Source organism: Thermodesulfomicrobium thermophilum DSM 16697 (assembly GCF_059568695.1).
The window spans coordinates 12,329-37,531 of record NZ_JCANTW010000001.1; the positions used below are offsets into that span (position 1 = coordinate 12,329).

Here is a 25,203-nt window from a genome sequence, read left to right on the forward strand (position 1 = left end):
GGTTATGGTGACTGGAGTAGCCGTCTCCTAAACCGTGGTCTCCCGGTTGGCAACGGCCCGGGGGAAGGCCAGGACAAAGGTCGATCCCGCGCCGGGCTCGCTGTCCACGCAAATGCTGCCGCCGAGAAGCCGCGTGATTCCGGAGGCGACTCCGAGCCCTACCCCGCTGCCGCCGTACTCGCGGTTGAGTTCCATGTCTGCTTGGGTGAAGGGGGCAAAGATGGTGTCGAGTAGATGCGGATCAATGCCTGTGCCGGTGTCGTGCACGGCGATGTACCAGCCGGTGCCGTGGGTCCAGGATTCGAGGCGGACGGTACCTCGTGCGGTGAATTTGATGGCGTTGTTGACGACGTGGAGGAGGGCTTTGCGCACCAGGGTGGCGTCGCACTCCACATGGGTTGCCCCGGCGTGGGGCGGGGCTTCCCAGGAGAGCCCCTTGCTTCGGGCTTGAGGCTCGGCGATTTGGATGATGGGCGAAAGAATGGCCGGGACCGGATGGACGGCTGGGGACGGCTGGAGGACTGTGCCCTCCAGCGCCGCCAGGTCGAGGATATCGTTGAGTAGGGTGAGCAGTGCCCGGGCCGCTCTTTGGGCTGCTTCGGTCATGGGCTTTTGTTTGTCTGGGGTATCCAGGTGGGGCAAAATTTGGAGCGTGCCAAGGATGTTCCCCAGGGGCGTGCGCAGTTCGTGGCTCATGACGGCAAGAAAGCGCGCCTTGGACCGGGCCGCAGCCTCTGCAGCCTCTTTGGCGTGGATGAGGTCTGCCTCCAGGCGTTTTTGGGCCGAGATGTCGATGAGCGCTTCGACGAGCACGTGTTTGCCCCCCAAGGTGGTGGGAACCGCGGCTTTGAATACCGGGACGCTGCGCCCTGTGAAAGTGGTGAGCGCAGGGTCGGGGTTTTTGAGGGAAACACCATCAAGGATCGGGCAGAGGGGATTTGTGCAGAGCGTGCAGACAGTTTTCTTGCACTCCTTGCCGATGATCTGATCGGCTGTGGCTTCGAGCATTTCCAGCAGCTTGGGGTTGGCGGAGAGTACGGTGCGTTCCGCGGCGTCCACAACGGCGACACCCACGGGAAGGTTTTCGAGAATGGTGCGCAGGGAGGCTTCCTGCTCGGTTACGATGGTGTGCGCCTCTTGGAGGGCCTTGAGGTGTTCGCGGTACATGCCGCGCACCGTGAGGCCTACCGGCACGGTCAAGGCGAGGAATACCGTGGCGATGCCTAAGGTGAGCAGCAGGTGTTGGGAGGTGAAGGCCTCGATCTGAGTGATATCAATATCGGCGCAGGCCAAGTAGGGTGGCCGCCGGGGCTTACTTCCGTGCGGCAAAAGGAACGAAATCGCCCCCACTCATCGCGGTATTCCAGGGTTGCGTTCCCGCGCTGGGCCAAGGCTTGGGTGAATGCCTCGGGAATTTCCTGGTAGGGATAGAAATACCAGGACAGACGTTCTTTGGCCTCTTCTTCGGACACGCTCGGGGCGGTGAAGACATATTCGCCGCTCTCCGTGCGGATCACCGTGTACACCCAAGTCAGGCCCAAGGCCTCCTTGAGGGCATTGAATTTGCGTCGGTTCTCCAGTTCTTCTTCCAAAGAGATGCTGGTCGGGGTGCGGGCGCGGTCGTGGAAGTCCGGGGCCAAGAGGTCTTTGAGAGTGCCGGTGGCAGCCAGGAGTTTTTGGTCCAACTGTCTGGTAAAATTTTCTTTTTCCATGGAATACCACGCCCAGGAGAGCGCGGCGACGATGGCGGCGTACCCGATGAAGATGACGAGAAGCCGGACAGCGGCACGGCGGGTGGGGGACATGTAACCTCCCGTGTGGAGCAGGGACTCGGGAAACACAACTTTCATACGCCAAAAAAAATATATTTCCAAGTAGCAAGGACACGGTTGAAGCTTGAAGCATCTGCGGGTAGGGAACGGGACGTTTGTGCATTCTCGGAGCGTGGAGTTGGTGTGATGCCGTTTTCTTGCATTCTCGCGAAAATTCGATCTTCCTCGGCGGCCGCGGACCGGGCTGTCCCTCGGTCCGTGGTGGAGTTGTCTGCCCGTGGAGAGCTGTGGTTTGCCCTCATCCTTTCCCTGGCCATCGGCGTCGTTATTCGGGTGACGGAGTTTCCCTTGTGGATGACGCCGCACTTATGGGTGGGGGATGAGCCGCTCATGGCCACCCACGATGCGTACGCCTGGCTCGCCGGGGCCAAAGGCATCGGCGGGTATGTGGATACGTGGATGGCGCGTGGCCTTGCAGCGCTCCACGCCCTCACCGGAGCGCCCTTGGGGGTCATCGGGTTTTGGCTGCCGGTGGTGGTGACTCCCCTCACCTGCGTGCCGGTGTGCTGGCTCGCCTTCCGCTTGGGCGTACCCGAGGCCGGGGCCTTGGCCGGGGTGATGGCAGGCACCAGCCTTGGATTTTTGGTCCGCACCCGTATCGGCTTTTGCGACACGGATATTCTTTCCTTGTTCTTTCCCACCGTGGTGGCGGCCCTGTGCGCCGTGTGGCTGCAGGGGGCTCTTGGCGAGCGTTGGGGCGGGCGCTTGCGCGAGCTGCGGCACGAGATGGTCTGGCCGGTGGTGGTGGGCGTTGCGGGGATGCTCAGCCGCGGGTTTTATCCCCAAAGCGGCACGATTATTCTGGCCGTACTGGGGGCGGCGGCACTTCTTGTGGCCGTATGCGGGCGCAGGGAGCTTTGGCCTCAGGCTTTTTTGGCGCTTTTGGCCATGTTTTGTCTCATCTATTTGAGTCCTTGGGGGGTGGTGCCTGCGGCTTTGGCCGTGGCGGCCATGGCCCAGACCGGCCCTCGCCGCCCGCAACTTTTGTGGGCGGCAGTGGTGGCTGCGGTTGTGGCGGCGTATTTTTCCGACTTTGCCGCCGTGCTGCATGACTACGCCCTGCGCGCACTCATGTTCACCAAGAATTCTTCCGTGGACAGCGCCTCTTCGGACACCTTGAAGCTCCCCGCCGTGGCCCAGAGTATCCGCGAGGCCCAAAATTTGGATTGGCTGGGCATGATGGAACGTGTGGCGGGGCGGCCGTGGCTTTTTGTGGTTTCCTCAGTGGGCTTTGTGGCCGCTTTGTGGCGCTGGCCCGTGCTTTTCGTGTTTGCGCCGTTTTGGGGGCTTGGCATGGCCAGTGTCTGGCTCGGCAACCGATTTGCCATGTATGGCGGCGTACCTGCCGGCATCGGTCTGGCCTTTGGCGTGGCCTGGGGGGTGCGGCGGCTGACCTCTCGCCAGGGGCGACGCTGGATTGCCCAGCTCGTTTTGAGTTGTTTTGCCTTGTGGCCCGCTGCAGACCTCATGCGGCAGGTGGTGCCCATTCCGGTGATCCCCAAGATCTTTGCCGAAACGTATCTCCGCCTGCAGCAGGTCACTCCTCCCAACGCTCGTCTCTGGCAATGGTGGGACTACGGCTATGCCGCACAGTATTTCGCGGAGCGCATGAGCTTTGGCGACGGCGGCTTGCACGATGGGCCGTGGCTTTTTCCCTTGGCTCGGGTGCATATGACGAACTCCCCGCGCGAGGCCGCGCAAATCATGAAGTTCGTCACCCAAAGCCAGCTTGCAGCCACCAACGGCAGCTACGTGACCGACCCGGTTATCGGTTTTCGCAGGCTCGGCCCCCAAGGCACCAGGGAGTTTTTGCATCGTCTGGCCCGCGAAGACCTTTCCTGGGGGCCGCTTCCCGAGCAGTACCTGGTGGTCACGTGGGAAAACATGCGCATTGCAGGCTGGATCTCCTTTTTCGGCCATTGGGACGTGGAGACCGGCCTCAGCGATCCCGCTATACTTCAAGCTATGGTTGGAAAGACGGACATTGATACCAAGGCCGGGCTCCTCATGAATAGCGGTCGAACCTTTGCCTTGGAGAGACTCTTTTTCGTGGGACCGCCGCCACGGCAACTGGCGTGGAATGCGGGCTCTGGGCTCAACGCCATTGTCAATGAAGCGGCCAATTCCATCCATATCGCAGACAACCGCGCCTTTGGCTCCATGATGGTGCAGCTCTTGATTGGAGACCCAGCGGCGGCGGCGCCGTATTTGGAATTGGTGGAGGACCGCTATCCCTGGGTGCGGGTGTATCGCGTGCGCTAGACAGGAGCGGCGCCTGGTGCTTGCACGGAGTTTTTCGTGATTGAGAAGAAGGAGGAGATATGCTTGCAACCATCAGTACTGATGCAGCCCCTGCGGCGGTGGGACCGTACAGCCAGGCCATCCGGGCCGGAGCGCTGCTTTTCCTCAGTGGGCAATTGGGGATCGATCCTGCCAGTGGCCGTCTTGCCGAGGGATTTGCCGCCCAGGCCCGGCAGGCCCTCGCCAATATGGCGGCCGTTCTGAGCGCTGCCGGGGCGAACCTTGAGCAGGTGGCAAGCGTGGACGTCTTCGTGACCAACCTTGAATGGTTTGCCGAGTTCAACACCGTGTACGCCCAGTTTTTTGGAGCGCATCGTCCAGCCCGGGCCGTGATCGGGGTGGCCGCCCTGCCTTTGGGGGCATTGGTGGAAATCCGCGCCGTAGCCGTCATGGACGCCGGTGAAGGAGGCCTGCATGCCTAAGCTTTCGCGGCGGTTCGGAGTGTTCCCATCCGCCCACGAAGACGCCCATTCCGCCACCCTGCACGCCGATTGTCCACAGACGGCATCGCCGTCCTATCGTCTTGCTTTCCAAGATCAGGAGTTTTTGCTCCGCGAAGAGCTGCGGCCGGTGCGGTTGCAGCTCGAGCTCCTCAAGCCGGAACTCATCCTGCAGGAGCAGGGGATCGAGGCCACGGTGGTGGTGTATGGCAGCGCCCGCCTCCAGGATCCGGATGCTGCGGCCCTGCGCCTGGAAAAGGTGCTCGAGGCGCTCAAGAAGAATCCCGACGATCTGGTGTTACGTCAGGAACTCGTCCGGGCGCGCACTGCGGTCACGTATGCGCACTTTTACGAAGAAGCCCGCAAGCTTGGCCGGTTGGTGTCGGAAAAAGGGAGAGATCATGGTCTGGTGGTCATCACCGGCGGTGGCGGCGGCATCATGGCGGCGGCCAACCAGGGGGCTCATGACGTGGGCGCCAAGAGCATCGGTATGAATATCGTGCTCCCTTTCGAGCAACATCCCAACCCCTACATCACCCCAGAGCTGTGTTTCCAATTCCACTATTTTGCCATCCGCAAGATGCACCTGCTCATGCGGGCCAAGGCCTTGGTGGCCTTTCCCGGCGGATTTGGCACCTTGGACGAACTCTTCGAGGCGTTGACGTTGATCCAGACCCGCAAGGTGCGGCCCATGCCGGTACTCCTTTTCGGCCGGCGTTTTTGGACCAAGGTCATCCATTTCGATGCCCTGGTGGAGGCTGGCACCATTAATCCCGAAGATCTGCGGCTTTTTCAGTATGTGAGTAGCGCCGAGGAGGCCTGGGAGGTCATTGCTGCGTCCCTGGAAGCCCCCGTCGCTTCGTGATGGCGGCCTGCACATCAGCCTGCACGCGGGCGGAGAGGCGGGCCATGGCCGCGCTCATGGCTTGGGCCAGTCCTGCTCCTCCTGGACTCGGGCATGGTTCGGCCTCGTCGTAGCGGCGCTGGAAGACCACTGCCTGGGCCAAGGGGGCCCGGGCATCCACCAGGGTGATGGTGATGCCGAGGCGCGCCTCGCTTCCGTGCGCGTATTGGCGCGCACTCCATTCTTCCACCATGCCTTCGATGCGAAAGTCCGTGGGCAGATAGGCCCCGGCATCGACCACTGCGGTGTAGACTGCGCTTGCAGCAAGATCCCGACGTAAAAAGTCCGCCGCCAGATCGGAAGGCAGGGCGCGCCAGCGTTCCAACGGGATGTCGCTGCGGGAGAAAGGCCGGCTCGCCACCAAGGCGGGCGTGCGCAGTTCCGGGACGATGCCGAAGTGGGCCACGCGGATGATGGCAGGGACGCGCGGCAGGTCCTGGCAGGGGGGCGCGTATTCCAGGGTGTGGAGGCGAAACTGCGGCACCGGCGTGCTGGCGCAGGCGCCCAGAGAGAGTGCGAAGCACAGGGCGAGCAGAGAGCGGATCATGGTTCCTCCGTGGCGCGGGCGGGCTTGGGCGGGGCGGAAAAGAAGAGCAACGAGGGCTGGTCTTTGATGTGCGCGGAGAGGAGCTCCAGGTTGGCGGCGGTGCGCTCCAGGGCGTCCAGCGTGGAGAGGAGCCGTTCGGTCCCTTGTCGGGCGCCGGCCCCCATGCCGGCGATGGTCCCTTGGGTGTGGTCCAAGATGGCAGAGAGGGTGCGCGCGCTTTCGGCCATGGCCGCAAGGCTGGTGTCCACATGCGGGCGGTTGGCGGCCACCAGGGCGCGGAGATCTCGGGTCAGCGCGCCAAGCTCGGCGACTTGGGTTTGCGCGGCCTCTGCCGCCCCGCGCATGGCCCGGGCGGCGTGGCTCACGTCATCCGTGAGGCGGCCGAGTTTTTCGCGGGACAATGCGCGGCGGACGTCGGTCACCAGGGTCAGGGTTTCGTTGGCGATGTCCCCGATGCGTGCTGCCTTGAGGGTGCTGTCCATGGTCTGCAGGACATCGAGGGTTTGGCGGGAGATGCCGGCGAAATCCACCGATTGGATCTGTTTGGTGATGGTGTCGATTTCCTGGAAGAGTTTTTTGATGTCCGACGGCCGAGAGGCCACCAGCGGCAGGGGCGGGGTGAAAGAGAGTTTGGGAGAGAGGTCAGGCTCGTGAGGGAGACGTGTGTCGAGTTCCACGAACATGGCGCCGGTGATGCCCACATTGGAAAGCGTGGCCACGGCGTTTTTGCGTTGTGCTTCCATGGCTTGGGCGTGTTCTTTGGAAATGGTGAGCTCCACGGCGATAAGGCGGCCGTCCGGAGCGATGCGGATGGAGCTCACCCGACCCACGGGTACGCCGCGGTACTTGACCGGAGAGTCTACGGAGAGCCCTTGGACCGATTCGTCGAAGTAGGTGACGAACACGGTGCCGCGGTCCAGGATGGAGCTTGCGCCAAGCCAAATGATGACCGCGGTGGCCAGCGCGATGCCGATGGTCATAAAGAGGCCCACGGCGACGTGGACGGAATGGGTTTTCATGACGCATCCTCCAGGGGGGTGCGGTGGAAAAAGTGGCCCACAAAGGGGTGGGGAGGATGGTCGCGCAGCATGCGTGGGTCCCCTTGGGCCACGATGGATTGGGAGTCCTTGTGCAGGACGATGGCGCGGTGCGCCACCGTGAGGATGGAGGGGAGCTCGTGGCTCACCAGCACCACGGTGGTGCCGAGGCTCTGGTTGAGGCGCGTGATAAGGGCGTCCAACTCCGCCGAGGTGATGGGGTCGAGCCCGGCGGAAGGCTCATCGAGAAAGAGGATGTCTGGATCCAACGCCAGGGCCCGGGCAATGGCCGCGCGTTTGCGCATGCCGCCGGAGATCTCTTCGGGGAGAAAGTGTTCAAATCCGCAGAGCCCTACATGGGCAAGCTTGAGACGGGCCAGATCCCAGGCCAGGTCTTCAGGCAAACCCGCCCCTTCGGTGAGCGGCAGCAGGATGTTCTCCGCCAGCGTGAGGGAAGAGAGCAGCGCGCCGCCCTGGTACATGACGCCCATGCGGGCAAGGATCCGCCCGTAGCTCGCCGCATCGTCCGGGTCGAGGGCGTCGCCGGCGATGGTGATGCTCCCGGCAAGAGGGCGCACTAGGCCCATGAGGACGCGCATGAGGGTGGACTTGCCGCAGCCGCTCCCCCCAAGGATGGCGAAGACCTCTCCGCGGCGCACGGTAAAGGAGGCGTCCTGCAGCAGGATGCGGGCGCCAAAGCCCATGGTGAGATTGCGGACTTCGATGATGGGCTCCATCTTATCTCCAGTACCGCAGGATCACGGCGAGCACCGAATCCACGAAGATGATCAGGAAGATGCTCGTCACCACAGCGGAGGTGGTGGCGCGGCCCACGCTCTCCGCCCCGCCGCGCACGGCAAAGCCGCGGTGGCAGCCCACCAGGGCGATGAGGATGGCAAAGAGTCCGCTTTTGAAAAATCCCCAGATCACGTCGAATAGGGCGAGGGTGCGGAAGGTCTGCTGCATGTAGGCCGTTGGGGTGAGATCCAGCATGAATACGCCCACCACCAGGCCCCCGGCGATGGCAAAGGCGTTGGCGTAGAGTGCCAGGAGGGGCACCACCAAGGCCGAGGCCACCAGCTTGGGCAGCACCAAAAAACGCACCGGATCAAAGCCCATGGTGATAAGGGCGTCCACTTCTTCGGAGACGCGCATGGTACCGATCTCCGCGGCGAAGGCCGAGCCGGATCGGCCTGCCACCACGATGGCGGTCATGATGGGGCCCAGTTCCCGCACCATGGCCAGGGCCACCAGGGAGGCCACATAGATGTTGGCCCCGAATTGGGCGAGTTGCACTGCGGACATGAAGGCCATGATGAGGCCCAAAAGAAAGCCGATGAGCCCCACGATGGGCACGGCGTCCACACCCACGGAGCGCATGGCCGCGGCGGTGTCGCTGGCGCGTAGTCTCGTGGGATGCCGAAGCACACCGATGAGACAGACGCATACCTCTCCTAGAAATGCGGCGTGGTCCAGGGCGGTGTGGGCGATTTTCAGGGTTTTGCAGCCAAAGCGGGCGAAGAAGCCTTCCTGTGTCGCGGCCTTTGGGTCGGTACGCGGTTGGGAGAGCACCGCCATGGCTGCCTCGAGGCGAGGGGCGTAGGTGACGGACATCCCTCGGGCCTGTGCGGCGCGGCCCAGGGCACGGGCCAGGGCCACGGTGGTGTCTCCTGGCGGGGAGGCCGCTGTAGAGGGTTCGGTTGTATGGGAGGCGGCCGCCGTTTCCTCGAGCAGAATGCGCAGGGGCATCGTCGAGTCGCAATGGGAGAGGATCTCCTGGAGCATCGCGGAGAGCCTCTCCACGGGGATGGTGGGGGGCAGGATCACGGCGAGACCGTCGCTCGTGGACTTCAGACGATAGGCGGTGGTCATGGGGCGGGGCCTACTCGAAAGCCGGGTTGTCGTCCACTTTTGCATCTCCTTCTGCCCCTTGAGTTCGCCCGCGGGCTGTGGAAGGAGGGCTGCTCCCTGCCATGCGTAGGGACAACCTTTGTGTACAGGAGTAACTTCCAATGCGTTGGTGGATTGGTATCATAGTGTGCTGTTGGGCAGGGGTTGCCTGGGGCGCGCCGCAGGAGCTCTCCGTGTCTATGCCGGCTGCTCGGGCCCTGGAGCAGCTTTTGGCCCTGCCCGAAACAGGAGGCTCGCCGGCCCCGGAGGCCGTAGCGGAGATCGCGCGTGTGGTCCGCACGCTTCCCGATGGGAGCGCCTGGGCGCTGCCCAAGCGTGGCGGCATCTCCGGCGCCGTGTCCGTGTTCACCGTCAAGGCCCCGTTTCCTCGAGTGGTATCGTATGCCTATCATCCGGATGTGCCGTCCTACGCCACTATGCCCTCGTCCATCCGATTTCAGGAGTGGACTTCGGAGGAAGCCAAGGAGGAGATGCGCCGGTTGGTCGGCGATCTTGCGGCGCCGCGGGTGGTGCGCGGCGTGGAGCGGGAGATCATCTCTCCCAATTTGGATACCGGCGGATATTATGAATATCTGCAGCACCGGACCGTGTCGTTGAGCTTGGTTTCCGGGACGCCGGTGCTCATCTCCGTGGCCTGCCAGGACCAGCCGTCGTCCGTGGGCAAGCTCGGCCTGGTGGTGGGTGAAGATCGCGATTGGAATTACCTTTTTTCCAACACCGTGGGCCTGGGGGGCTTTTTGGGGTGGGTCAAGTCGTACATGTACGAAGGTTGCTCCATGACGGTATTCGTGCCGGAGGGCGACGCTACCCGCGTGGCGTCCTTCAAGTGGCTGCGGGCAGGGTGGGCGGAGATCAACATGGTGAAGCCGGAGCACATTCTCGCCGGCATGCGGCGGTTTGCCGTGGATTTTCGCGCGGTTCTGGAGTCCCCAAGGCTTCCGCCCCTTGCAGAGACCATCACTTTGGCCAAGAAGGTGCGTGCATTGCCCGAAGACCGTTTGCAGGGCTTGGTGCAGGGCGTGCTTGCCCCCATGCAGTCTCAGGTGCGTAACCGTTCTTTTGCTGCGTCTTTGGAAAATGGAGAATACCGCCGCACCCTCCCGCACGAGGAGTTGGTGCGGCTGGTCTTCTTGGAGCTCTGGAAGTGTCGGCTGGGCAGGGCATCGAACCCGGAGGTTTGTGGAGATGCCGTATTCTCCACCCCGTAGCTTGGGACGGACGTCTACCAGCCGAGATGCTGCAGCAGGTCTGGCAGTGGGGTGAGGATGTTCCAGCCCGGGACGTAGTGGCTCACGCCTTCGGCAACAGCCAAGACCAGGAGGGCAATGGCCCCGAGCCCTGCAGCCCAGATCCCGGCCATGACGATTTTGTGGCGCATGGGATGCTCGGCGCGGGCAAGGACGAGCCCCATGAGGGCGCAGCAGGCCAGGAGCCCTGCCGCTGCCATCGCCGGGAAGAAGAGCGGAGGCAGAAACAGGTTGGCAGTCTTATGATAGGCCATAAAGGCCCAGGACATCCCTGCGGCGAGGAGCACGGCGGTGCCGGCGACCCATCTTCCCAGCACCCGGGCGCTATAGCGGTAGTAATCCCGCCCCCAGTCATCGGCGTTGCGACGCAGAACGAGGTAGACGGGGCCGCAGCAGCTGGCGCCGAAGAGGGCCGCCACGGGCCAGAGGCTGGCCAGGGCCCAGGGGATGGTCTCTGGGCTGGCATTGCTCACCAAGAGGACGATGCCCCAATATCCGTACTTGAGGCACATGTTGGCAGCGCATCCTAAGACGATATGGAATCCTCGGCGTTGCCGAGCGAGGTTCCAGGTGAGCGCCCAGGCCATGGTGAGGCAGGAGCCGGCGGCAGCGAGGATGACGGTGGTCCAGGGCAGGACGCCCGCTTCGAATCGGGGTCGGATCTCGGGGAGAGCGACCCAGAAAATCGCCCCGACGGCGGCCCAAAGAGCGGGGTGGATCACGAGGGCGAGACGGCTTTGCTGCTGGGCGAGCCGGAGCGGCAGCGGCCGTTTGCTCACGGCAGCGGCGAGTTCGCTCACGAGGGCGATGATGGGGGCGCCCCAGAAGAGGGACGCACCGAGGACGACGACCGGGATGAGAAAGAGGCTCCACGTGGTGACGACAAAAGTCATGGCAAGTATCCTTAAAGAAGAAGTCGAGGTGCTGGCGGGCCTTGTGCCGCAAAGGCGGCGGCGGGGCAAGATGGCGTCAAGGAGGCGGGCGTGGTGGCATTGGTGATAACGGTGGCCCTGGTGGTTGGCGTATCCGCGTTGTGTTCGCTTGCGGAAGCTGCTCTGTATGCGGTCCCGTGGAGTCATATCGAAGGACTTCGGCATCAGAAGCGCCCCGGGGGGGAGACGCTGTACCGTCTGCGCACGCAGATCGATCGTCCCATTACCGCCATCTTGACCCTCAATACCGTGGCCAACACCGCGGGGGCTGCCGTGGCTGGAGCCTTGGCGGGAGAAGTGCTCGGGGAGCAGTGGCTCTGGGCTTTTTCCACAGGATTTACCCTCCTTATCCTGCTGCTTTCCGAGGTGGTGCCCAAGACCATTGGCGTGACCCATTGTCGCACCACGGCCACGATGCTGGCGCCGTTGGTGGCCGGGCTCACTCTCCTGCTGCGGCCGTGGATCTTTCTCGTGCAGGGGGTCGTGCGCTGGATCAAGGGTGGCAGCACTCAGGGGCCGCTGGCTACAGAAGAAGACCTTTTGGCCATGATTCACCTCTCTCGGCAGGCTGGGGTTATTCGTCCATACGAAGAATCTTCCTTGCGGAATATTTTGGCCTTGGACCGCAAGACCGTGGCCGACATCATGACCCCGCGCCTGGTGATCTTCTCGCTCCCGGTGGATTTGACCGTGGATGAGGCTTGGCGTAAGGGCGCCCCGTGGCCGCATAGTCGGGTGCCGGTATACGCGGGCGATGACCCCGAAGACATCGTGGGGCTGGTATACCGCCGGGAAGTGCTGCAGGCCCTGGCCGAGGACCGGCACCACATGCCGCTCGTCAACCTCGTCCGGCCGGTGGAGTTCGTGCCGGAAGGGATGCATCTGGACCGTCTGCTCATCCGCTTCCTGGAAAGCCGCACCCATCTCATGGTGGTGCTCGACGAATACGGCGGGGTGTCCGGTGTGGTGAGCCTGGAAGACGTGTTGGAAGAGATCCTCGGCAAGGAAATCGTGGACGAAACCGATCAGGTGGCGGACATGCAGGAGCTGGCTCGGCGCCGGCGCAAGGTCCCGCCCGCATGAGGAGAACAATGCCCAAGGCGAAACAAGGATGGATGTATGCAGTGGCCTTCGCCCTGGTGGCGGCGGGGGTGGGTTATTTGGTGGTGAGCGGAATTTCCCAGGAAAAAATGTATTTTCTCAATGTCCGCGAAGCGCTGGCCATGCCTGCCGGCCAGAGCCATCCGGCACGGCTCTTTGGCGTGGTGCTGGCGGAAGGCCTGGAGCGTCCGGCGAGCGGCCTTGGGGCGAACTTCGTGCTCCAGGACAAAGATGATTCCAGCCAGCAGATCACGGTGCGCTATTCCGGCGCCGTGCCGGACACTTTCAAGCCCGGCGTGGAAGTCATTGTGGAGGGCACACTTTCGGGCACGACCTTCGACGCCACGGTGCTCATGACCAAATGCCCATCCAAGTATCAGAAAGACGAACAGGGCCGCATGCGGCCGCCGGGATACACCGGTTCCTAGTGGAGGTTTCATGCACGCCGTATGTTTTGTGCTCCTCTTCGCCTGCCTGGTGGGCGGAATTTATGTGGCGGTGACTTCGGCCCTGCGCCTTGCCGCGGGGGATGGAGTCTCTCTCGTCGTGCTCGAGCGTTCGCAGACGGTGTTGGCCGCGGTGGCGCTCTTGGTGTCGTTGGTGCTCGTGTACGCCTTGGCTATTCGGGACTTTTCTTTTGTGTACGTGCGCGACTACACGGACACCTTTTTGCCGCTCTTCTATGCCGTGACCGCGTTTTGGGCGGGCCAGGACGGCTCATTTTTGTTCTGGTATGCGGCGGTGGCCGTGATGGGCATGGTGGTCGCCCGCACGGAGGGCTACCGGAGCTTGAGTGAACCGGGCAAGGTCCTCTTCTGGCTGTTCTACCTCGCGGTGGAGCTCTTTTTCCTCTACGCCTTGACTGGGCCGAGCAATCCGTTTCTCCGCCTGGATCCCGTGCCCAAGCAGGGCAATGGTCTCAACCCCCTGCTCCAGAACCCCGGCATGATCTTCCATCCGCCGCTGCTTTTCTTGGGGTACGCGGCCTACACGGTGCCGGCGTGCATGGCCGTGGCCGGTGCCTTGGCCGGGGACCGGGGCTGGCTTTCGGCCATGCGCAATTGGAACCTGATGGCCTGGAGCTTTCTTTCCGCAGGCATCGCTTTGGGCGCCTGGTGGTCGTATATGGAACTGGGGTGGGGAGGATACTGGGCCTGGGACCCGGTGGAAAACGCCTCGCTCATCCCCTGGCTTGCGGGCACTGCCTTTCTCCATACCGCGGTGGCGGGGCGTAGCGGGGCTTTGGCCCGCACCAATGTCTTTCTCGCATGGATTACCCTGCTGTTGTGCTTTTTTGCCACCTTCGTGGTGCGCAGCGGCATGATCGAGTCGCTGCATGCCTTTGGTGGCAGTCGCATGGGGGTGCCGCTTTTGGCTTTGCTGCTCTTGGGACTCGGGTGGACCGTATATGTGACCATGCGTACCGCATCCGGCGCGTCCACGGATGAGACCATCTGGAATCGGCCGGGGATGCTCTTTGTGGCGGCCTGGCTTTTGGTGGGCATGGCGGTGGTCGTACTCGTGGGGGTCAATTGGCCGCTTTTGAGTCGCGCGTGGAGCGCCTCCACCCAAGGCTTGGGGGCGGACTTCTATAATCGGGCATGCCTTCCCCTGGGGGCGGGCCTCATGGTGCTCATGGCCGTCTGTCCTTGGTTTGCCCAGAAGAGCGGCGTTGCGGACCGGGTAGGCCTTGGCGTGGTGCTCTGCGTGGGGGTGCTGGGCGCGGTCGGAATGTTTGTCGCCGGCTACCGCCATCCTTTGGCCGTGATTGGCGCCCTTGGCGGGTTCATGACGCTTGCTTGTGTGGTCATGGTCTTCGTGCGCCGACCCCAGTGGTTGCGCTCCCGAACGCTCCTCGGTGCGTACGGCGTACACCTGGGCATGGGGCTCATCGCCGTGGGGGTTGCCTTTTCTGCGGCGTATAAGACCGAAGTGGAAGTGGAGCTCGCCCGTGGCGGTGAAGCCGTTCTGGGTGAATACCGTTTCGTGTACGAAGAGCTGCTTCACGATCACGAAGGCCCGGTGGAGCGCCATACCGCCCAGGTGCGCGTGTGGCGAGACGGACGCGAGCTTGGCGTGGTGGTGCCAGAAAAGCGCTTGTATCCCAACTTCCGCCAGAGTTTTGCGGAAGTGTCGGTGATCCCTTCTTTGGGCGCGGAGGTGTACGCGAGCCTTCTGGGCTTTGACGAGGCCGAGAAGGCAAGCTTCAAGTTCAGCATCCAGCCGTTGGTGAATTGGATTTGGATCGGCTCTACCTTGGCGTGTGTGGCCGCACTCTTGGCCATGCGCCGCACGCGGCGGTCATGAATCCACTGCTTTGGGCAGAAGATCTCGCCCACGGCTATGGGGACCGCTGGGTGTTTCAGGGGGTTGGGCTCGCGGTGCGCTCCGGCGAGGTCCTTCTCGTGGTTGGTCCCAACGGGGCCGGCAAATCTACCTTGCTGGCGCTTCTGGCTGGCCTCATGGAGCCGCGCCACGGCGTGGTGCAGACTACGGTCCCCTCAGCGGCCATGGCCATGATGGGCCATGGCACGTACGTGTACGGCTCCTTGACTGCCCTGGAAAATCTGCGCTTTTGGGCTCGGCTGTATGGACTTCCGGCGGACGAATCCACCGTGGAGGCAGTGCTGGGGCGGGTCGGACTTGCGCAGTGGGCCATGGAGCCCGCAGGGACGTTTTCTCGGGGTATGGCCCAGCGGTTGTCGTTGGCGCGGGTCATGCTGCTCGCCCCGCGTCTGGTGTTTTTGGATGAACCCGCCACTGGACTGGACATGGCTTCGGTCGCGATCCTCCACCGGGAGATTCAGTCCCTCAGCCAAAACGGCGCGGCCGTGGTGTGGGTGTCGCACGACGTGGCGCGGGATCTTCCCTTGGCGACGTCGGTGCTCCACTTGCGCGGGGGCCGCGTCCACTATCTTGGTCCGGCCAGGGACTTTGTGTGGGAGTCGGTATGCTGAGGTCCGCTGCAGCGGTCATGGCCAAGGACGTCCGCCTCGTCTTGGCTCGGGGGGCGCATGTGGCCCAACCGATCCTCCTGGGGCTGCTCTTGGTCTTTGGGTTCAGCCTTTCCGCGCCGCCTGGCGAGCGCTTCAGCCCGCAGGACGCCATGGCCATCTTTTGGCTGGCTTCGGTATTTGCGAGCATCTTGCAAAGTTCCACGCTCTTTCGTTTGGAGGAGGAAAACGGCGTGCTGACCGCCCTGCTCCTTGCGCCGATTGCGCCGCAAAGCTTTTGGTTGGCCAAGGCCGTGGTGGGACTGGCGCTTCTTGGGATGTGCCAGCTCGTTTTCTTCCCCGCGGCGGCGGTCTTTTTGGGCGTTGCCATGGGGCATTGGGGTATGGTGCCCTTGATCCTGGCCGTGGACGTGGGGCTATGTCTTGTGGGCGCACTTTTGGGGGCTCTCAGCCAAGGGGCACGGGACACGCTGCTTACGGTGATCGTGTTTCCTTTGCAGATGCCTTTGATTCTTGCCGGCATTCGGGGAGGGGCCATGGTGTTGGCCGGGGATGCCGGTGTCGGGCAGTGGTTGGGGCTCGCTTTGGCCTTTGACGCCGTGTTTTTTGGTGTGGCCTTGATCCTTTTTCCTTTTGTCTTGCGAGGTCGGTAGATGGGCCGGTGGAATCTCGTGGCTGCCGTGGCGGGCGGATTGGGACTGGCGGTGGCCCAATGGGTGGTCTGGGTGTATGCGCCTCTGGAAGCGGTCATGGGGGTGGTGCAGAAAATCTTCTATCTGCACGTGCCGTTGGCCTGGTGGGCGTTTGTGTGTTTTTTTGGGGTGTTTGCGGCGAGCATTGGGGTGCTGTGGAAGAAGAGTGATTGGTGCCACGTGCTTGCCGGCGTGCTGGCGGAAGTGGGGGTGCTTTTGGCGGGCTTGGCCTTGATGACCGGATCGCTGTGGGGCCGGGCGGCGTGGAACACGTGGTGGACGTGGGACCCTCGGCTCACGACGACGCTGGTGTTGTGGTTCGTGTATGCAGGGTATCTGGCCCTGCGCGCCTCGGACCTCGGAAGCCGCGGGCCGGTGATCTGTGCGGTGCTGGGCATCGTGGCCTTTGTGGACGTGCCGCTGGTGTTCGTGTCCGCACGGCTGTGGCGTTCCATCCATCCGGTGGTGCTCGGCCAAGGCGGCGGGATGGAGCCGGAAATGTGGGTCGCCTTGGTGGTTCATGGCTTGGCCTTTGGTCTTTTGGTGGCGGCTTTGGTCCTGGCGCGGTTTCGGGTGGCAGTGTTGACGGCGCGCGTCTCGCGGGTCGCTCTTGCCCGGTTGGCGCGTCGTGAAGCGTAGTTTTGGGGGGATACGAGGAGGCGCTATGGAATATGTCGTGTTGGCCCATGGGGCAGTGTGGTTGGCCCTGGCGGCCTACGTCACGGGCTTGGTCGTGGCGCTGCGGCGTCTGGAGCGGCGTCTTGCGCGCTTGGAGCGGCAACCATGAAAGCTATAGTCATGGGAGGGCGATTCGCCCTGGCAGCGGTGGTGCTCATTGGCTTGGCCGCTTTGGCTTACCGGGTGGAGCATCCCTCCATCGTGGTGCATGAAGAGCGGCGGAGCATGAACGAGGGTATGGGCAATATGGCCGAAGTGTCCGCTCTCATGGAGCGCCTGCAGGCCAACCCCGAAGACGAGGATGCCATGCGGCATCTGGGTATGCTTTTTATGCAGATGGGCGCGTGGGTGCGGGCCATGAATTTTTGGGATATGGTCTTGGCCAAGGCCCCGAAGGACTTGGAAGCGCTCAACCAAAAGGGCGTGTGCCTGTTCCAGCTGGGACGTCACCCGGAGGCTGCGGAAGTCTTCTCCCGCATGGTGGAGGTGGATGCCCAAAATCCGCACGCCCACTACAATCTTGGCGTGCTCTATGCGTACTATCTCAACGCCACGGACACGGCCCGCAGGCATTTTGAGGCCGTGGTGCATGGTCCGGACCCCCGCTTGGCGGCGCAGGCCAAGGAAGATCTCGCGGCCTTGGGGGCGGAAAACGCTTTGACACCGCAAAGTCGCTGATGGTAGTCAGAGTGAATCCCACGGATTTTCCGTCGTCTATGCGACGTATGTTTTCTCCCTAACCTAAATCTGTGCATGGAGGTTCGGATGAAAGGAAAGATTTCCAGTTTCGTGGTGGCCGTGTGCCTGGCCTTTGCCGGCGCAGCCAGTGCCGACACCATCAAAATTGGCGTGGCCGGGGCCCACACCGGAGACTTGGCGTCGTACGGTCTGCCCACGGTGAATGCCGCCAAGATCGTGGCCAAGCAGGTCAATGACAAAGGGGGGATCAACGGGAAGCAGATCGAGCTCGTGGTGCAGGACGATCAGTGCAAACCAGAGCTCGCCACCAATGTTGCCACTAAGTTGGTCTCCGATGGTGCCAAGGTGGTCATCGGCCATATCTGTTCGGGAGCGACCAAGGCGGCACTGCCCATTTATACCGAAGCCAAGGTGATGGTCATCTCGCCCTCCGCCACCAACCCCGAGCTCACCCAGAGCGGCCAGTATCCCACGTTCTTCCGCACCATTGCTTCGGACGATGCTCAGGCCAAACTGGGTGTGGACTTTGCGGTGGGCAAACTTGGGGCCAAGAAAATTGCCGTGCTCCATGACAAGGGGGACTACGGCAAGGGCTACGCGGAGTTTGCCAAGAAGTTCATCGAAGAAGGCGGCAAGGCCCAGGTCGTGCTTTTTGAAGGGATTACCCCTGGCGCGGTGGACTACTCTGCCGTGGTGCAGAAGATCCGGCAGTCCGGTGCGGACACGGTGATGTTCGGCGGCTACCATCCGGAGGCCTCCAAGCTTGTCTCCCAGATCAAGAAGAAACGCATCGACGTGCATTTCATCTCCGATGACGGCGTGAAGGATGACACCTTCATCAAGGTGGCCGGTAAGGATGCCGAGGGCGTTTATGCCTCTGGTCCCAAGGATGTTTCCGGCCTGGCTCTGAACAAAGAAGCCATCGAAGCCCACAAGGCCATGTTCGGCACGGATCCGGGTGCGTTCTTCGATTCCGCTTATGCCGCCATGCTGGCTGCCGTAAACGCTGTCGCCAAGGCAGGTTCCACGGATTTTGACGCCATGGCCAAGGTCATGCGCTCGGACCTGGTGGAGACCCCGGTGGGGACGATCAAATTTGATACCCGCGGCGACGCCGAGGGGGTCGGCTTCTCCATGTACCAAGTGCAAAACGGCAAGTACGTGGAAATGAAGTAGTCGCTTCCTGAGGGCGGGAGATACTCCCGCCCTCCGCATTCTGCTCATCATTTCACGGTGAGCGTTTTTTCTTCATGTAGCGCTGTTTTTCAGGAAATCTATTCATGGATGTACAATATTTTTTTGAACTCTTTTTGAGCGGACTCACCCGCGGCTCCATCTACGCCCTGATCGCTATCGGCTACACCATGGTGTACGGTATTATTGAACTCATCAATTTTGCACATGGCGAAATTTATATGATCGGGGCCTTTACGGGTCTTATCGTTGCGGGAATTTTAGGGACCATGGGATTTCCTCTCCCGGCCATTTTGGTGTTGGCGGTGCTGGTTTCCATGATCTACTGTGCTGGGTACGGCTATACTATTGAGAAGATCGCCTATAAGCCCTTGCGTCAAGCAGGCAGGCTTTCTCCTTTGATCTCCGCCATTGGCATGTCGCTCTTTTTGCAGAACTATGTCATCTTGGTGCAGACTTCGGACTTTGTCCCATTCCCGTCCTTGATCCCGGAGTTTGCCTTCCTTGAGCCCATCGCCCATATTTTCGCCTCTTCGGATTTTCTCATCGTCGTGGTGAGCGCGGTGCTCATGGCCGGTCTTACCCTGTTCATCAAATACACCAAAATGGGGAAAGCCATGCGGGCCACGGCTCAGAATCGCAAGATGGCGATGCTGCTCGGTATCGACGCAGACCGGGTGATTTCGGTGACCTTCATCATCGGCTCCGCCTTGGCCGCGGTGGGCGGGGTGCTCATTGCCTCCCATGTGGGCATGGTGAACTTTGCCATAGGGTTTCTCGCAGGGATCAAAGCCTTTACTGCGGCTGTGTTGGGCGGGATCGGTTCGCTTCCTGGCGCTATGTTGGGAGGCTTGTTTTTGGGGCTCTCCGAGAGTTTCGGCGCAGGGTATATTTCCAGCGACTATGAAGACGTCTTTGCCTTTTCGTTGCTGTTGATCTTTCTCATTTTTCGGCCTTCCGGCATCATGGGCAAGGCCAAGGTGGAAAAAGTATAGTCATGGTGGCACGCGAATTTTTCAAATCGTTGGGCGTCAGCCTGTGGTTCATGGTCCTCACCTTTCCTTTGGTGGCGGTGCGGGTGAATACCATTGAGAACACCATCCAGTGGCGGTGGGCGAATCTTGCGATCGTGGGTGTCGGCGCTTTTGTGCTTTCGGCAGTGTGGCGCTGGGCTCTTGTCCGGCGGGAAACCATGCTGGCCAATGCGGCCTCTGGCGCGGGGGAGCGCTCCGTCCGCGTCTGGGATTCCCCGGTTGTGACGCGCACGTTGGGTGCAGCGCTCCTGGTGGTCTTCATGGGCATCCCCTGGCTGGTCTCCACCTATCAGACCAATATCCTCATTTCCTTCTTTCTTTATGTGATGCTGGGTATTGGGCTCAACATCGTGGTGGGCGTAGCTGGGCTGCTTTTTCTGGGGTATGCCGCTTTCTATGCCATCGGTGCCTATGCCTATGCGTTGCTCAATCATTACTTTGGATGGGGTTTTTGGACCGTGCTGCCCATGGGGGGCGTGCTCGCCGCTGTGGCCGGGGTGTTGCTTGCCTTTCCGGTATTGCGGCTGCGGGGCGACTATCTCGCCATCGTCACCCTCGGCTTTGGGGAGATCGTCCGATTGGTGCTGGAAAATTGGAGCGACCTGACGGGTGGACCTTCGGGAATTTCCAATATCGACCGTCCCGGGTTCTTCGGTCAGGAAATGACGGTTGCTGGAACCAACATCTACATTTACTATATTGTATTCGTGGCGGTGTTGGTGACCTTCGTGGTGGCGGAGCGCTTGAAGGACTCTCGTGTAGGTCGTGCGCTCCAGGCGCTGCGTGAAGACGAGATCGCCTGTGAAGCAATGGGGATCGATCGTGTCGGTGTGAAGCTCATGGCCTTTGGATTGGGGACGGCTTGGGCAGGGTTTGCCGGCGTCATCTTTGCCGCCAAGGTCACGTTCATCAACCCGGCCAGTTTTACGTTTTTCGAATCCGCCATCATCCTCTCCATTGTGGTGTTGGGAGGCATGGGATCCAATTGGGGCGTCATTCTCGGCGCCGCGTTCTTGGTGCTGCTGCCTGAGTATATGCGCGCCTTCTCGGAATATCGGATGATCCTCTTTGCGGCAGCCATGGTCCTTATGATGGTCTTTCGTCCTCAAGGCATGATCCCTGCGCGAAGCAAGCAGTACCGCATCGTGGACCGGGAACTTGAGCTTAGTGGAGAATAGTCGATGGAATCGGTTTTGGATGTCCGTTCCGTGTCCATGAACTTTGGAGGGCTGCGCGCCTTGAACGACGTGACCGTCGTGGTGCGCGACGGGGAGATCGTTTCTCTCATCGGTCCCAATGGCGCGGGGAAGACCACGTTTTTCAATTGTGTGACGAGTATCTACACCCCCACGGAAGGGGAGGTGTATTTCACCCCCAGGGCAAGCGCGCCGGTGCGCATCAGCGGTATGAAACCCAACGCCGTCACCGCCCTGGGCATGGCCCGCACCTTTCAGAATATCCGCCTGTTCCAGAACATGAGTGTTTTGGAAAACGTCATGGTGGCCCGCCATTGCCGCACCAAGGCCGGCATCTTTGGCGCGGTGTTTCGGCCGGGTTGGGTGCGCCGGGAGGAGGCGGAAATCGTCGAGAAGAGCTATGCGCTTCTCAAGGCATTGGGGCTGCACCGTTGGTACAACGAGCTGGCGGCCAACCTCCCGTATGGCCAGCAGCGCCGTTTGGAAATCGCCCGCGCCCTGGCCACGGAGCCCCGCCTGCTTTTGCTCGATGAGCCGGCGGCGGGCATGAATCCCCAGGAGACCGCCGCCCTCAAGGACTTGGTGCTTCAGATCCGCGATCAATTTGGCCTGACGATTTTGCTCATCGAGCACGACATGAGTATGGTGATGTCCATTTCGGAACGTATTTACGTCATGGAATATGGTTGCCTCATTGCCGAAGGCACACCGGAAGCAGTGAGCCACGACCCCCGGGTCATCAAGGCCTATCTTGGGGAGGTGGAGCATGCTTGAACTCAAAGGGGTGTGCACGTTTTACGGCAATATCCAAGCCCTGCATGACGTTTCCCTTTCCATTCGCAAAGGGGAGATTGTCACGCTTATCGGTGCCAATGGCGCGGGCAAGACGACGACGCTGATGTCCATTTGCGGCGCCACCCCGCCGCGGCGCGGAGAAGTGCTCTTCGAGGGCCGTCCTATCCATACCCTGCGGCCGGATCGCATCGTAGCGTTGGGGATTTCGCAGGTGCCTGAAGGCCGGCTCATCTTCCCGGAGATGACGGTCATGGAGAATTTGGAGCTGGGGGCGTTTTTGCGCAGCGACACGGCCGGCATTGCCCAAGACCTCGATTACGTCTTTGAACTCTTCCCCATCTTGGCCGAACGGCGGCGGCAGCTCGGGGGCACCCTGTCCGGCGGTGAGCAGCAGATGCTTGCCATCTCCCGCGCGCTTATGGCGCGGCCGCGGCTGCTGCTTCTCGATGAGCCGTCTTTGGGACTTGCCCCCATCGTGATCCAGCAGATTTTTGCCATTATCCGCAAGGTCAATGAAAGCGGAACCACGGTATTTTTGGTGGAGCAAAATGCCCACCAGGCCCTGAAGATCGCGCATCGGGGCTATGTGATGGAAAACGGCCGGATCACGATGGAAGATTCGGCGCACGCCCTGCTCACCAACGAAGAGGTGCGCAAGGCATATCTCGGTATTTGAACCATGGAAGCGAAATCTATGTCGGAAAAAATATTGGGCAAGGCGCTCACCTTTGATGATGTACTGTTGGTGCCGGATTACTCCGAGGTGCTGCCCGATGCCGTGGACATCGGCACGTGGCTGACTCGGGAGATCCGTTTGAACATTCCGTTTCTCAGCGCGGCCATGGATACGGTGACGGAGTCGCGCATGGCCATCTCCCTGGCGCGGGCTGGCGGCATTGGCATCATCCACAAAAACATGCCGGTGGAGCGGCAGGTCTTGGAGGTCTTGAAGGTCAAGAAGTCGGAGTCCGGTATGATCCTCGACCCCATCACCGTGGCTCCCAACGATACGGTGGAGCATGTGCTGGAGCTCATGCGCGAGTATCGCATCTCCGGCCTGCCGGTGGTGGAGGAGGACCGATTGGTGGGCATCATCACCAACCGTGACGTGCGTTTTGTCACGGATTTGACCACCCCGGTGCATGCGGTGATGACGAGCCAGAATCTGGTCACTGTGCCCATGGGTATCTCGCTGGACGAAGCCAAGCGGCACCTGCATGAAAATCGTATCGAAAAGCTGCTGGTGGTGGACGAGACCAACAAGCTACGCGGCCTTCTGACCATTAAGGACATTGATAAGATTCGCAAATATCCCAATGCCTGCAAAGATTCCCATGGTCGGCTGCGGGTGGGTGCGGCCATCGGCGTGGGGCAGGCGGGGCTTGCGCGGGCCGAGGCGCTCATCAAGGCCGGAGTGGACGTGCTGGTGCTGGATTCCGCCCACGGCCACTCCCGCAACATCCTCGAAGGAGTGCGGGCCATCAAGGCCGCTTGGCCGCAGGTGCAGCTCGTCGCCGGCAATGTCGCCACCTACGCCGGGGCTCGGGCCTTGCTCGAGGCCGGTGCGGACGCGGTGAAAGTCGGCATTGGTCCGGGGTCCATCTGCACCACCCGCATCGTCGCCGGAGTTGGAGTCCCGCAGATCACCGCCATCATGGAGTGCTCACGGGCCTGCCGGGAATTTGGCCGCCACTGCATCGCCGACGGCGGCATCAAGTTTTCGGGCGACGTGGTCAAGGCCTTGGTGGCTGGGGCGGATACGGTGATGATGGGTTCCATGTTCGCCGGTACGGACGAGAGCCCTGGCGAGACCATTCTCTATCAAGGCCGCACCTACAAGATTTATCGTGGCATGGGCTCTATTGACGCCATGAAGGAAGGCAGCAGCGACCGCTACTTCCAGGAAGGATCCAAGAAGCTGGTGCCCGAGGGCATCGTGGGGCGCGTGCCGTACAAGGGCTCGGTCATGGACACCATCGATCAACTGGTGGGCGGCGTGCGCTCGGGCATGGGCTATGTGGGCGCCGCAGACATCCCCTCCTTGCAAGAAAAGGCCCGTTTCGTGGAGATCTCCGTTGCGGGTCTGCGGGAAAGCCACGTGCACGATGTGATCATCACCAAAGAGGCCCCCAATTACCGGGTGGAATCGTACTGACGGGAGCGTGGCATGGATATGCAGAAAGTTGTCATCATTGATTTTGGCTCCCAATATACCCAGCTCATTGCCCGGCGGGTGCGTGAAGCCGGGGTGTATTCGGAGATTCATCCGTGCACGGTTTCTTTGGCGGAGATCGCCGCCATGCACCCCGCGGCCATCATCCTTTCCGGCGGGCCGGCCTCGGTCCATGCGCCGGATGCGCCGACCATCGACCCGCACGTGTTCGAGATGGGCGTGCCGGTGCTCGGCATCTGCTACGGCATGCAGCTCATGGCCAAACTCTTGGGTGGACAGGTGACCCCTGCCACGGACCGGGAGTACGGCCGCAGCGAGCTCTCTTTCGCGGCCTCGTGTCCGCTGTGGGCCGGCATCGAAGAACAGCCGCTTACGGTGTGGATGTCCCATGGCGATACCGTGCTTCAGGTGCCGCCGGGGTTTGTCGTGGCCGCCAGCACGCCGGCGGTGGCGGTCGCCTCCATGGCGTGCATGGAGCGCCGTCTGTACGCCTTGCAGTTCCATCCCGAGGTGGCCCACTCCGAGCGGGGGAGCGATATCCTGCGCAACTTCCTCTTCGAGGTGGCAGGACTCTCCGCCTCCTGGACCATGGCCTCGTTCGTGGAGGAGGCCATCCGTGCGGCCAAAGAGCGCATTGGCGACGCCCAGGTGGTCTGCGGTCTGTCCGGCGGCATCGACTCCACGGTGGCGGCGGTGCTGCTGTCCCGCGCCATCGGCAAGCGCCTGCATTGCATCTTTGTGGACAACGGGCTTTTGCGTGCCGGGGAAGGGGATGAAGTCATCGGCTATTTGCAGCGCCATTTCGACTTGAATCTCCACTACGTGCAGGCGCAGGAGACGTTTCTTTCCCGCCTGGCGGGCGTGGAAGATCCGGAGCGCAAACGCAAGATCATCGGCCATACCTTTATCGAGGTGTTCGAGGCCGAGGCGCGTAAGATCGAAGGCGTGCGCTTCTTGGCACAAGGCACTCTCTATCCTGATGTCATCGAGTCCGTGAGCTTCAAGGGCCCCTCGGCGGTCATCAAGAGTCATCACAACGTGGGCGGACTTCCGGAAACCATGGCGTTGGAGCTCGTGGAGCCGCTGCGCGAGCTCTTCAAGGATGAGGTGCGCAAGGTGGCTCAGGAGCTGGGATTGCCGGATTTTATCATTTGGCGGCATCCCTTCCCGGGGCCTGGACTGGCCATTCGCATCATCGGCGAAGTCACCCATGAACGCTTGGAGATCCTGCGTCAGGCGGATCGTATCGTGCAGCACGAGCTTGCGGCATCCGGTTGGTATTCCAAGGTATGGCAGGGCTTTGCCGTGCTGCTGCCTTTGAAGACCGTCGGGGTCATGGGGGACGAACGCACCTACGAGCATGTGGTGGCCTTGCGCATCGTGGATTCTCTCGATGCCATGACTGCGGACTGGACGCGGCTGCCCAGCGAAATTTTGGCACGTATGTCCACGCGCATCATCAACGAGGTCAAGGGCGTCAATCGTGTAGTCTACGACATCTCGTCCAAACCGCCGAGCACCATTGAGTGGGAATAA

At 61.8% G+C, this 25,203-nt stretch carries 26 protein-coding genes; 19 read left to right on the forward strand and 7 right to left on the reverse strand.

The window, feature by feature from the left end:
• Window positions 1–27: 27 nt before the first annotated feature.
• A complete protein-coding gene (locus BR00_RS00075; RefSeq protein WP_496475589.1) occupies window positions 28–1,293 on the reverse strand; it encodes a PAS domain-containing sensor histidine kinase in 1,266 nt (421 codons plus the stop codon).
• Window positions 1,224–1,805: a hypothetical protein gene (locus tag BR00_RS00080; protein WP_496475590.1), complete on the reverse strand. Its 582-nt coding sequence runs from the start codon at window positions 1,803–1,805 to the stop codon at window positions 1,224–1,226. The genes BR00_RS00075 and BR00_RS00080 overlap by 70 nt, the downstream gene beginning before the upstream one ends.
• Before the next feature lie 153 nt (window positions 1,806–1,958).
• On the opposite strand from BR00_RS00080, the gene BR00_RS00085 reads away from it, so the two are divergent.
• Genes BR00_RS00085 through BR00_RS00095 form a run of 3 tightly spaced genes read left to right on the forward strand, consistent with a single transcriptional unit; the run spans window position 1,959 to window position 5,438 of the window.
• Entirely contained in the window at window positions 1,959–4,094 is a 2,136-nt protein-coding gene (locus tag BR00_RS00085; protein ID WP_496475655.1) for an STT3 domain-containing protein, read from the forward strand.
• Window positions 4,095–4,153: 59 nt separating this feature from the next.
• Window positions 4,154–4,555, forward strand: a complete 402-nt coding sequence (locus BR00_RS00090) for a Rid family detoxifying hydrolase (RefSeq protein WP_496475591.1) — start codon at window positions 4,154–4,156, stop codon at window positions 4,553–4,555.
• Window positions 4,548–5,438: an LOG family protein gene (locus BR00_RS00095; protein ID WP_496475592.1), complete on the forward strand. Its 891-nt coding sequence runs from the start codon at window positions 4,548–4,550 to the stop codon at window positions 5,436–5,438. The genes BR00_RS00090 and BR00_RS00095 overlap by 8 nt, the downstream gene beginning before the upstream one ends.
• Here the strand turns inward: BR00_RS00095 and BR00_RS00100 are convergent.
• From BR00_RS00100 to BR00_RS00115, 4 genes are read right to left on the reverse strand one after another with little or no spacing between them, the layout of a single operon-like run.
• On the reverse strand, window positions 5,401–6,024 hold the full coding sequence (locus BR00_RS00100; RefSeq protein WP_496475593.1) for an ABC-type transport auxiliary lipoprotein family protein: 624 nt from the start codon (window positions 6,022–6,024) through the stop codon (window positions 5,401–5,403). The genes BR00_RS00095 and BR00_RS00100 overlap by 38 nt on opposite strands.
• Window positions 6,021–7,043: an MlaD family protein gene (locus BR00_RS00105; RefSeq protein ID WP_496475594.1), complete on the reverse strand. Its 1,023-nt coding sequence runs from the start codon at window positions 7,041–7,043 to the stop codon at window positions 6,021–6,023. Before BR00_RS00105 ends, BR00_RS00100 begins: the two co-directional genes overlap by 4 nt.
• Window positions 7,040–7,798 carry an ABC transporter ATP-binding protein gene (locus BR00_RS00110; protein ID WP_496475595.1) on the reverse strand — a complete coding sequence of 253 codons (759 nt, stop codon included), beginning with the start codon at window positions 7,796–7,798 and terminating at the stop codon, window positions 7,040–7,042. Before BR00_RS00110 ends, BR00_RS00105 begins: the two co-directional genes overlap by 4 nt.
• Before the next feature lies 1 nt (window position 7,799).
• Window positions 7,800–8,933, reverse strand: coding sequence for an MlaE family ABC transporter permease (locus BR00_RS00115; RefSeq protein WP_496475596.1), 1,134 nt, complete (start codon window positions 8,931–8,933; stop codon window positions 7,800–7,802).
• A gap of 140 nt (window positions 8,934–9,073) precedes the next feature.
• Between BR00_RS00115 and BR00_RS00120 the strand changes: the two genes are divergently transcribed.
• Entirely contained in the window at window positions 9,074–10,180 is a 1,107-nt protein-coding gene (locus BR00_RS00120; protein ID WP_496475597.1) for a hypothetical protein, read from the forward strand.
• A 14-nt stretch (window positions 10,181–10,194) separates the two neighbouring features.
• On the opposite strand, the gene BR00_RS00125 is transcribed toward BR00_RS00120, so the two are convergent.
• Window positions 10,195–11,112 carry a hypothetical protein gene (locus tag BR00_RS00125; RefSeq protein WP_496475598.1) on the reverse strand — a complete coding sequence of 306 codons (918 nt, stop codon included), beginning with the start codon at window positions 11,110–11,112 and terminating at the stop codon, window positions 10,195–10,197.
• A 90-nt stretch (window positions 11,113–11,202) separates the two neighbouring features.
• Here BR00_RS00125 and BR00_RS00130 point away from each other — a divergent pair, with 90 nt between their 5' ends.
• From BR00_RS00130 to guaA, 15 genes are all read left to right on the forward strand, one after another.
• Window positions 11,203–12,234 carry a hemolysin family protein gene (locus tag BR00_RS00130; protein WP_496475599.1) on the forward strand — a complete coding sequence of 344 codons (1,032 nt, stop codon included), beginning with the start codon at window positions 11,203–11,205 and terminating at the stop codon, window positions 12,232–12,234.
• Between the two features lie 8 nt (window positions 12,235–12,242).
• The gene (locus BR00_RS00135; protein WP_496475600.1) at window positions 12,243–12,680 is read left to right on the forward strand and encodes a cytochrome c maturation protein CcmE; all 438 of its coding nucleotides are present in this window, start codon (window positions 12,243–12,245) and stop codon (window positions 12,678–12,680) included.
• Between the two features lie 10 nt (window positions 12,681–12,690).
• On the forward strand, window positions 12,691–14,559 hold the full coding sequence (locus BR00_RS00140; RefSeq protein ID WP_496475601.1) for a heme lyase CcmF/NrfE family subunit: 1,869 nt from the start codon (window positions 12,691–12,693) through the stop codon (window positions 14,557–14,559).
• Complete coding sequence (locus BR00_RS00145; protein ID WP_496475602.1) at window positions 14,556–15,209, forward strand: ABC transporter ATP-binding protein; 654 nt, start codon at window positions 14,556–14,558, stop codon at window positions 15,207–15,209. The genes BR00_RS00140 and BR00_RS00145 overlap by 4 nt, the downstream gene beginning before the upstream one ends.
• Window positions 15,203–15,859 carry a heme exporter protein CcmB gene (locus BR00_RS00150; RefSeq protein ID WP_496475603.1) on the forward strand — a complete coding sequence of 219 codons (657 nt, stop codon included), beginning with the start codon at window positions 15,203–15,205 and terminating at the stop codon, window positions 15,857–15,859. The genes BR00_RS00145 and BR00_RS00150 overlap by 7 nt, the downstream gene beginning before the upstream one ends.
• Complete coding sequence (gene ccsA, locus BR00_RS00155; RefSeq protein WP_496475604.1) at window positions 15,860–16,537, forward strand: cytochrome c biogenesis protein CcsA; 678 nt, start codon at window positions 15,860–15,862, stop codon at window positions 16,535–16,537.
• Between the two features lie 25 nt (window positions 16,538–16,562).
• Window positions 16,563–16,685, forward strand: coding sequence for a CcmD family protein (locus BR00_RS00160; RefSeq protein ID WP_496475605.1), 123 nt, complete (start codon window positions 16,563–16,565; stop codon window positions 16,683–16,685).
• Window positions 16,682–17,254, forward strand: coding sequence for a tetratricopeptide repeat protein (locus BR00_RS00165; RefSeq protein WP_496475606.1), 573 nt, complete (start codon window positions 16,682–16,684; stop codon window positions 17,252–17,254). The genes BR00_RS00160 and BR00_RS00165 overlap by 4 nt, the downstream gene beginning before the upstream one ends.
• Before the next feature lie 87 nt (window positions 17,255–17,341).
• Complete coding sequence (locus tag BR00_RS00170) at window positions 17,342–18,451, forward strand: branched-chain amino acid ABC transporter substrate-binding protein (RefSeq protein WP_496475607.1); 1,110 nt, start codon at window positions 17,342–17,344, stop codon at window positions 18,449–18,451.
• A 104-nt stretch (window positions 18,452–18,555) separates the two neighbouring features.
• Window positions 18,556–19,464, forward strand: coding sequence for a branched-chain amino acid ABC transporter permease (locus BR00_RS00175; protein ID WP_496475608.1), 909 nt, complete (start codon window positions 18,556–18,558; stop codon window positions 19,462–19,464).
• Window positions 19,465–19,466: 2 nt separating this feature from the next.
• Window positions 19,467–20,681, forward strand: a complete 1,215-nt coding sequence (locus BR00_RS00180; RefSeq protein ID WP_496475609.1) for an ABC transporter permease subunit — start codon at window positions 19,467–19,469, stop codon at window positions 20,679–20,681.
• Window positions 20,682–20,684: 3 nt separating this feature from the next.
• On the forward strand, window positions 20,685–21,473 hold the full coding sequence (locus BR00_RS00185; protein WP_496475610.1) for an ABC transporter ATP-binding protein: 789 nt from the start codon (window positions 20,685–20,687) through the stop codon (window positions 21,471–21,473).
• A complete protein-coding gene (locus tag BR00_RS00190; RefSeq protein WP_496475611.1) occupies window positions 21,466–22,170 on the forward strand; it encodes an ABC transporter ATP-binding protein in 705 nt (234 codons plus the stop codon). The genes BR00_RS00185 and BR00_RS00190 overlap by 8 nt, the downstream gene beginning before the upstream one ends.
• 18 nt (window positions 22,171–22,188) lie before the next feature.
• Complete coding sequence (gene guaB, locus BR00_RS00195; protein ID WP_496475612.1) at window positions 22,189–23,649, forward strand: IMP dehydrogenase; 1,461 nt, start codon at window positions 22,189–22,191, stop codon at window positions 23,647–23,649.
• 12 nt (window positions 23,650–23,661) lie between these two features.
• Window positions 23,662–25,203 carry a glutamine-hydrolyzing GMP synthase gene (guaA, locus tag BR00_RS00200; RefSeq protein WP_496475613.1) on the forward strand — a complete coding sequence of 514 codons (1,542 nt, stop codon included), beginning with the start codon at window positions 23,662–23,664 and terminating at the stop codon, window positions 25,201–25,203.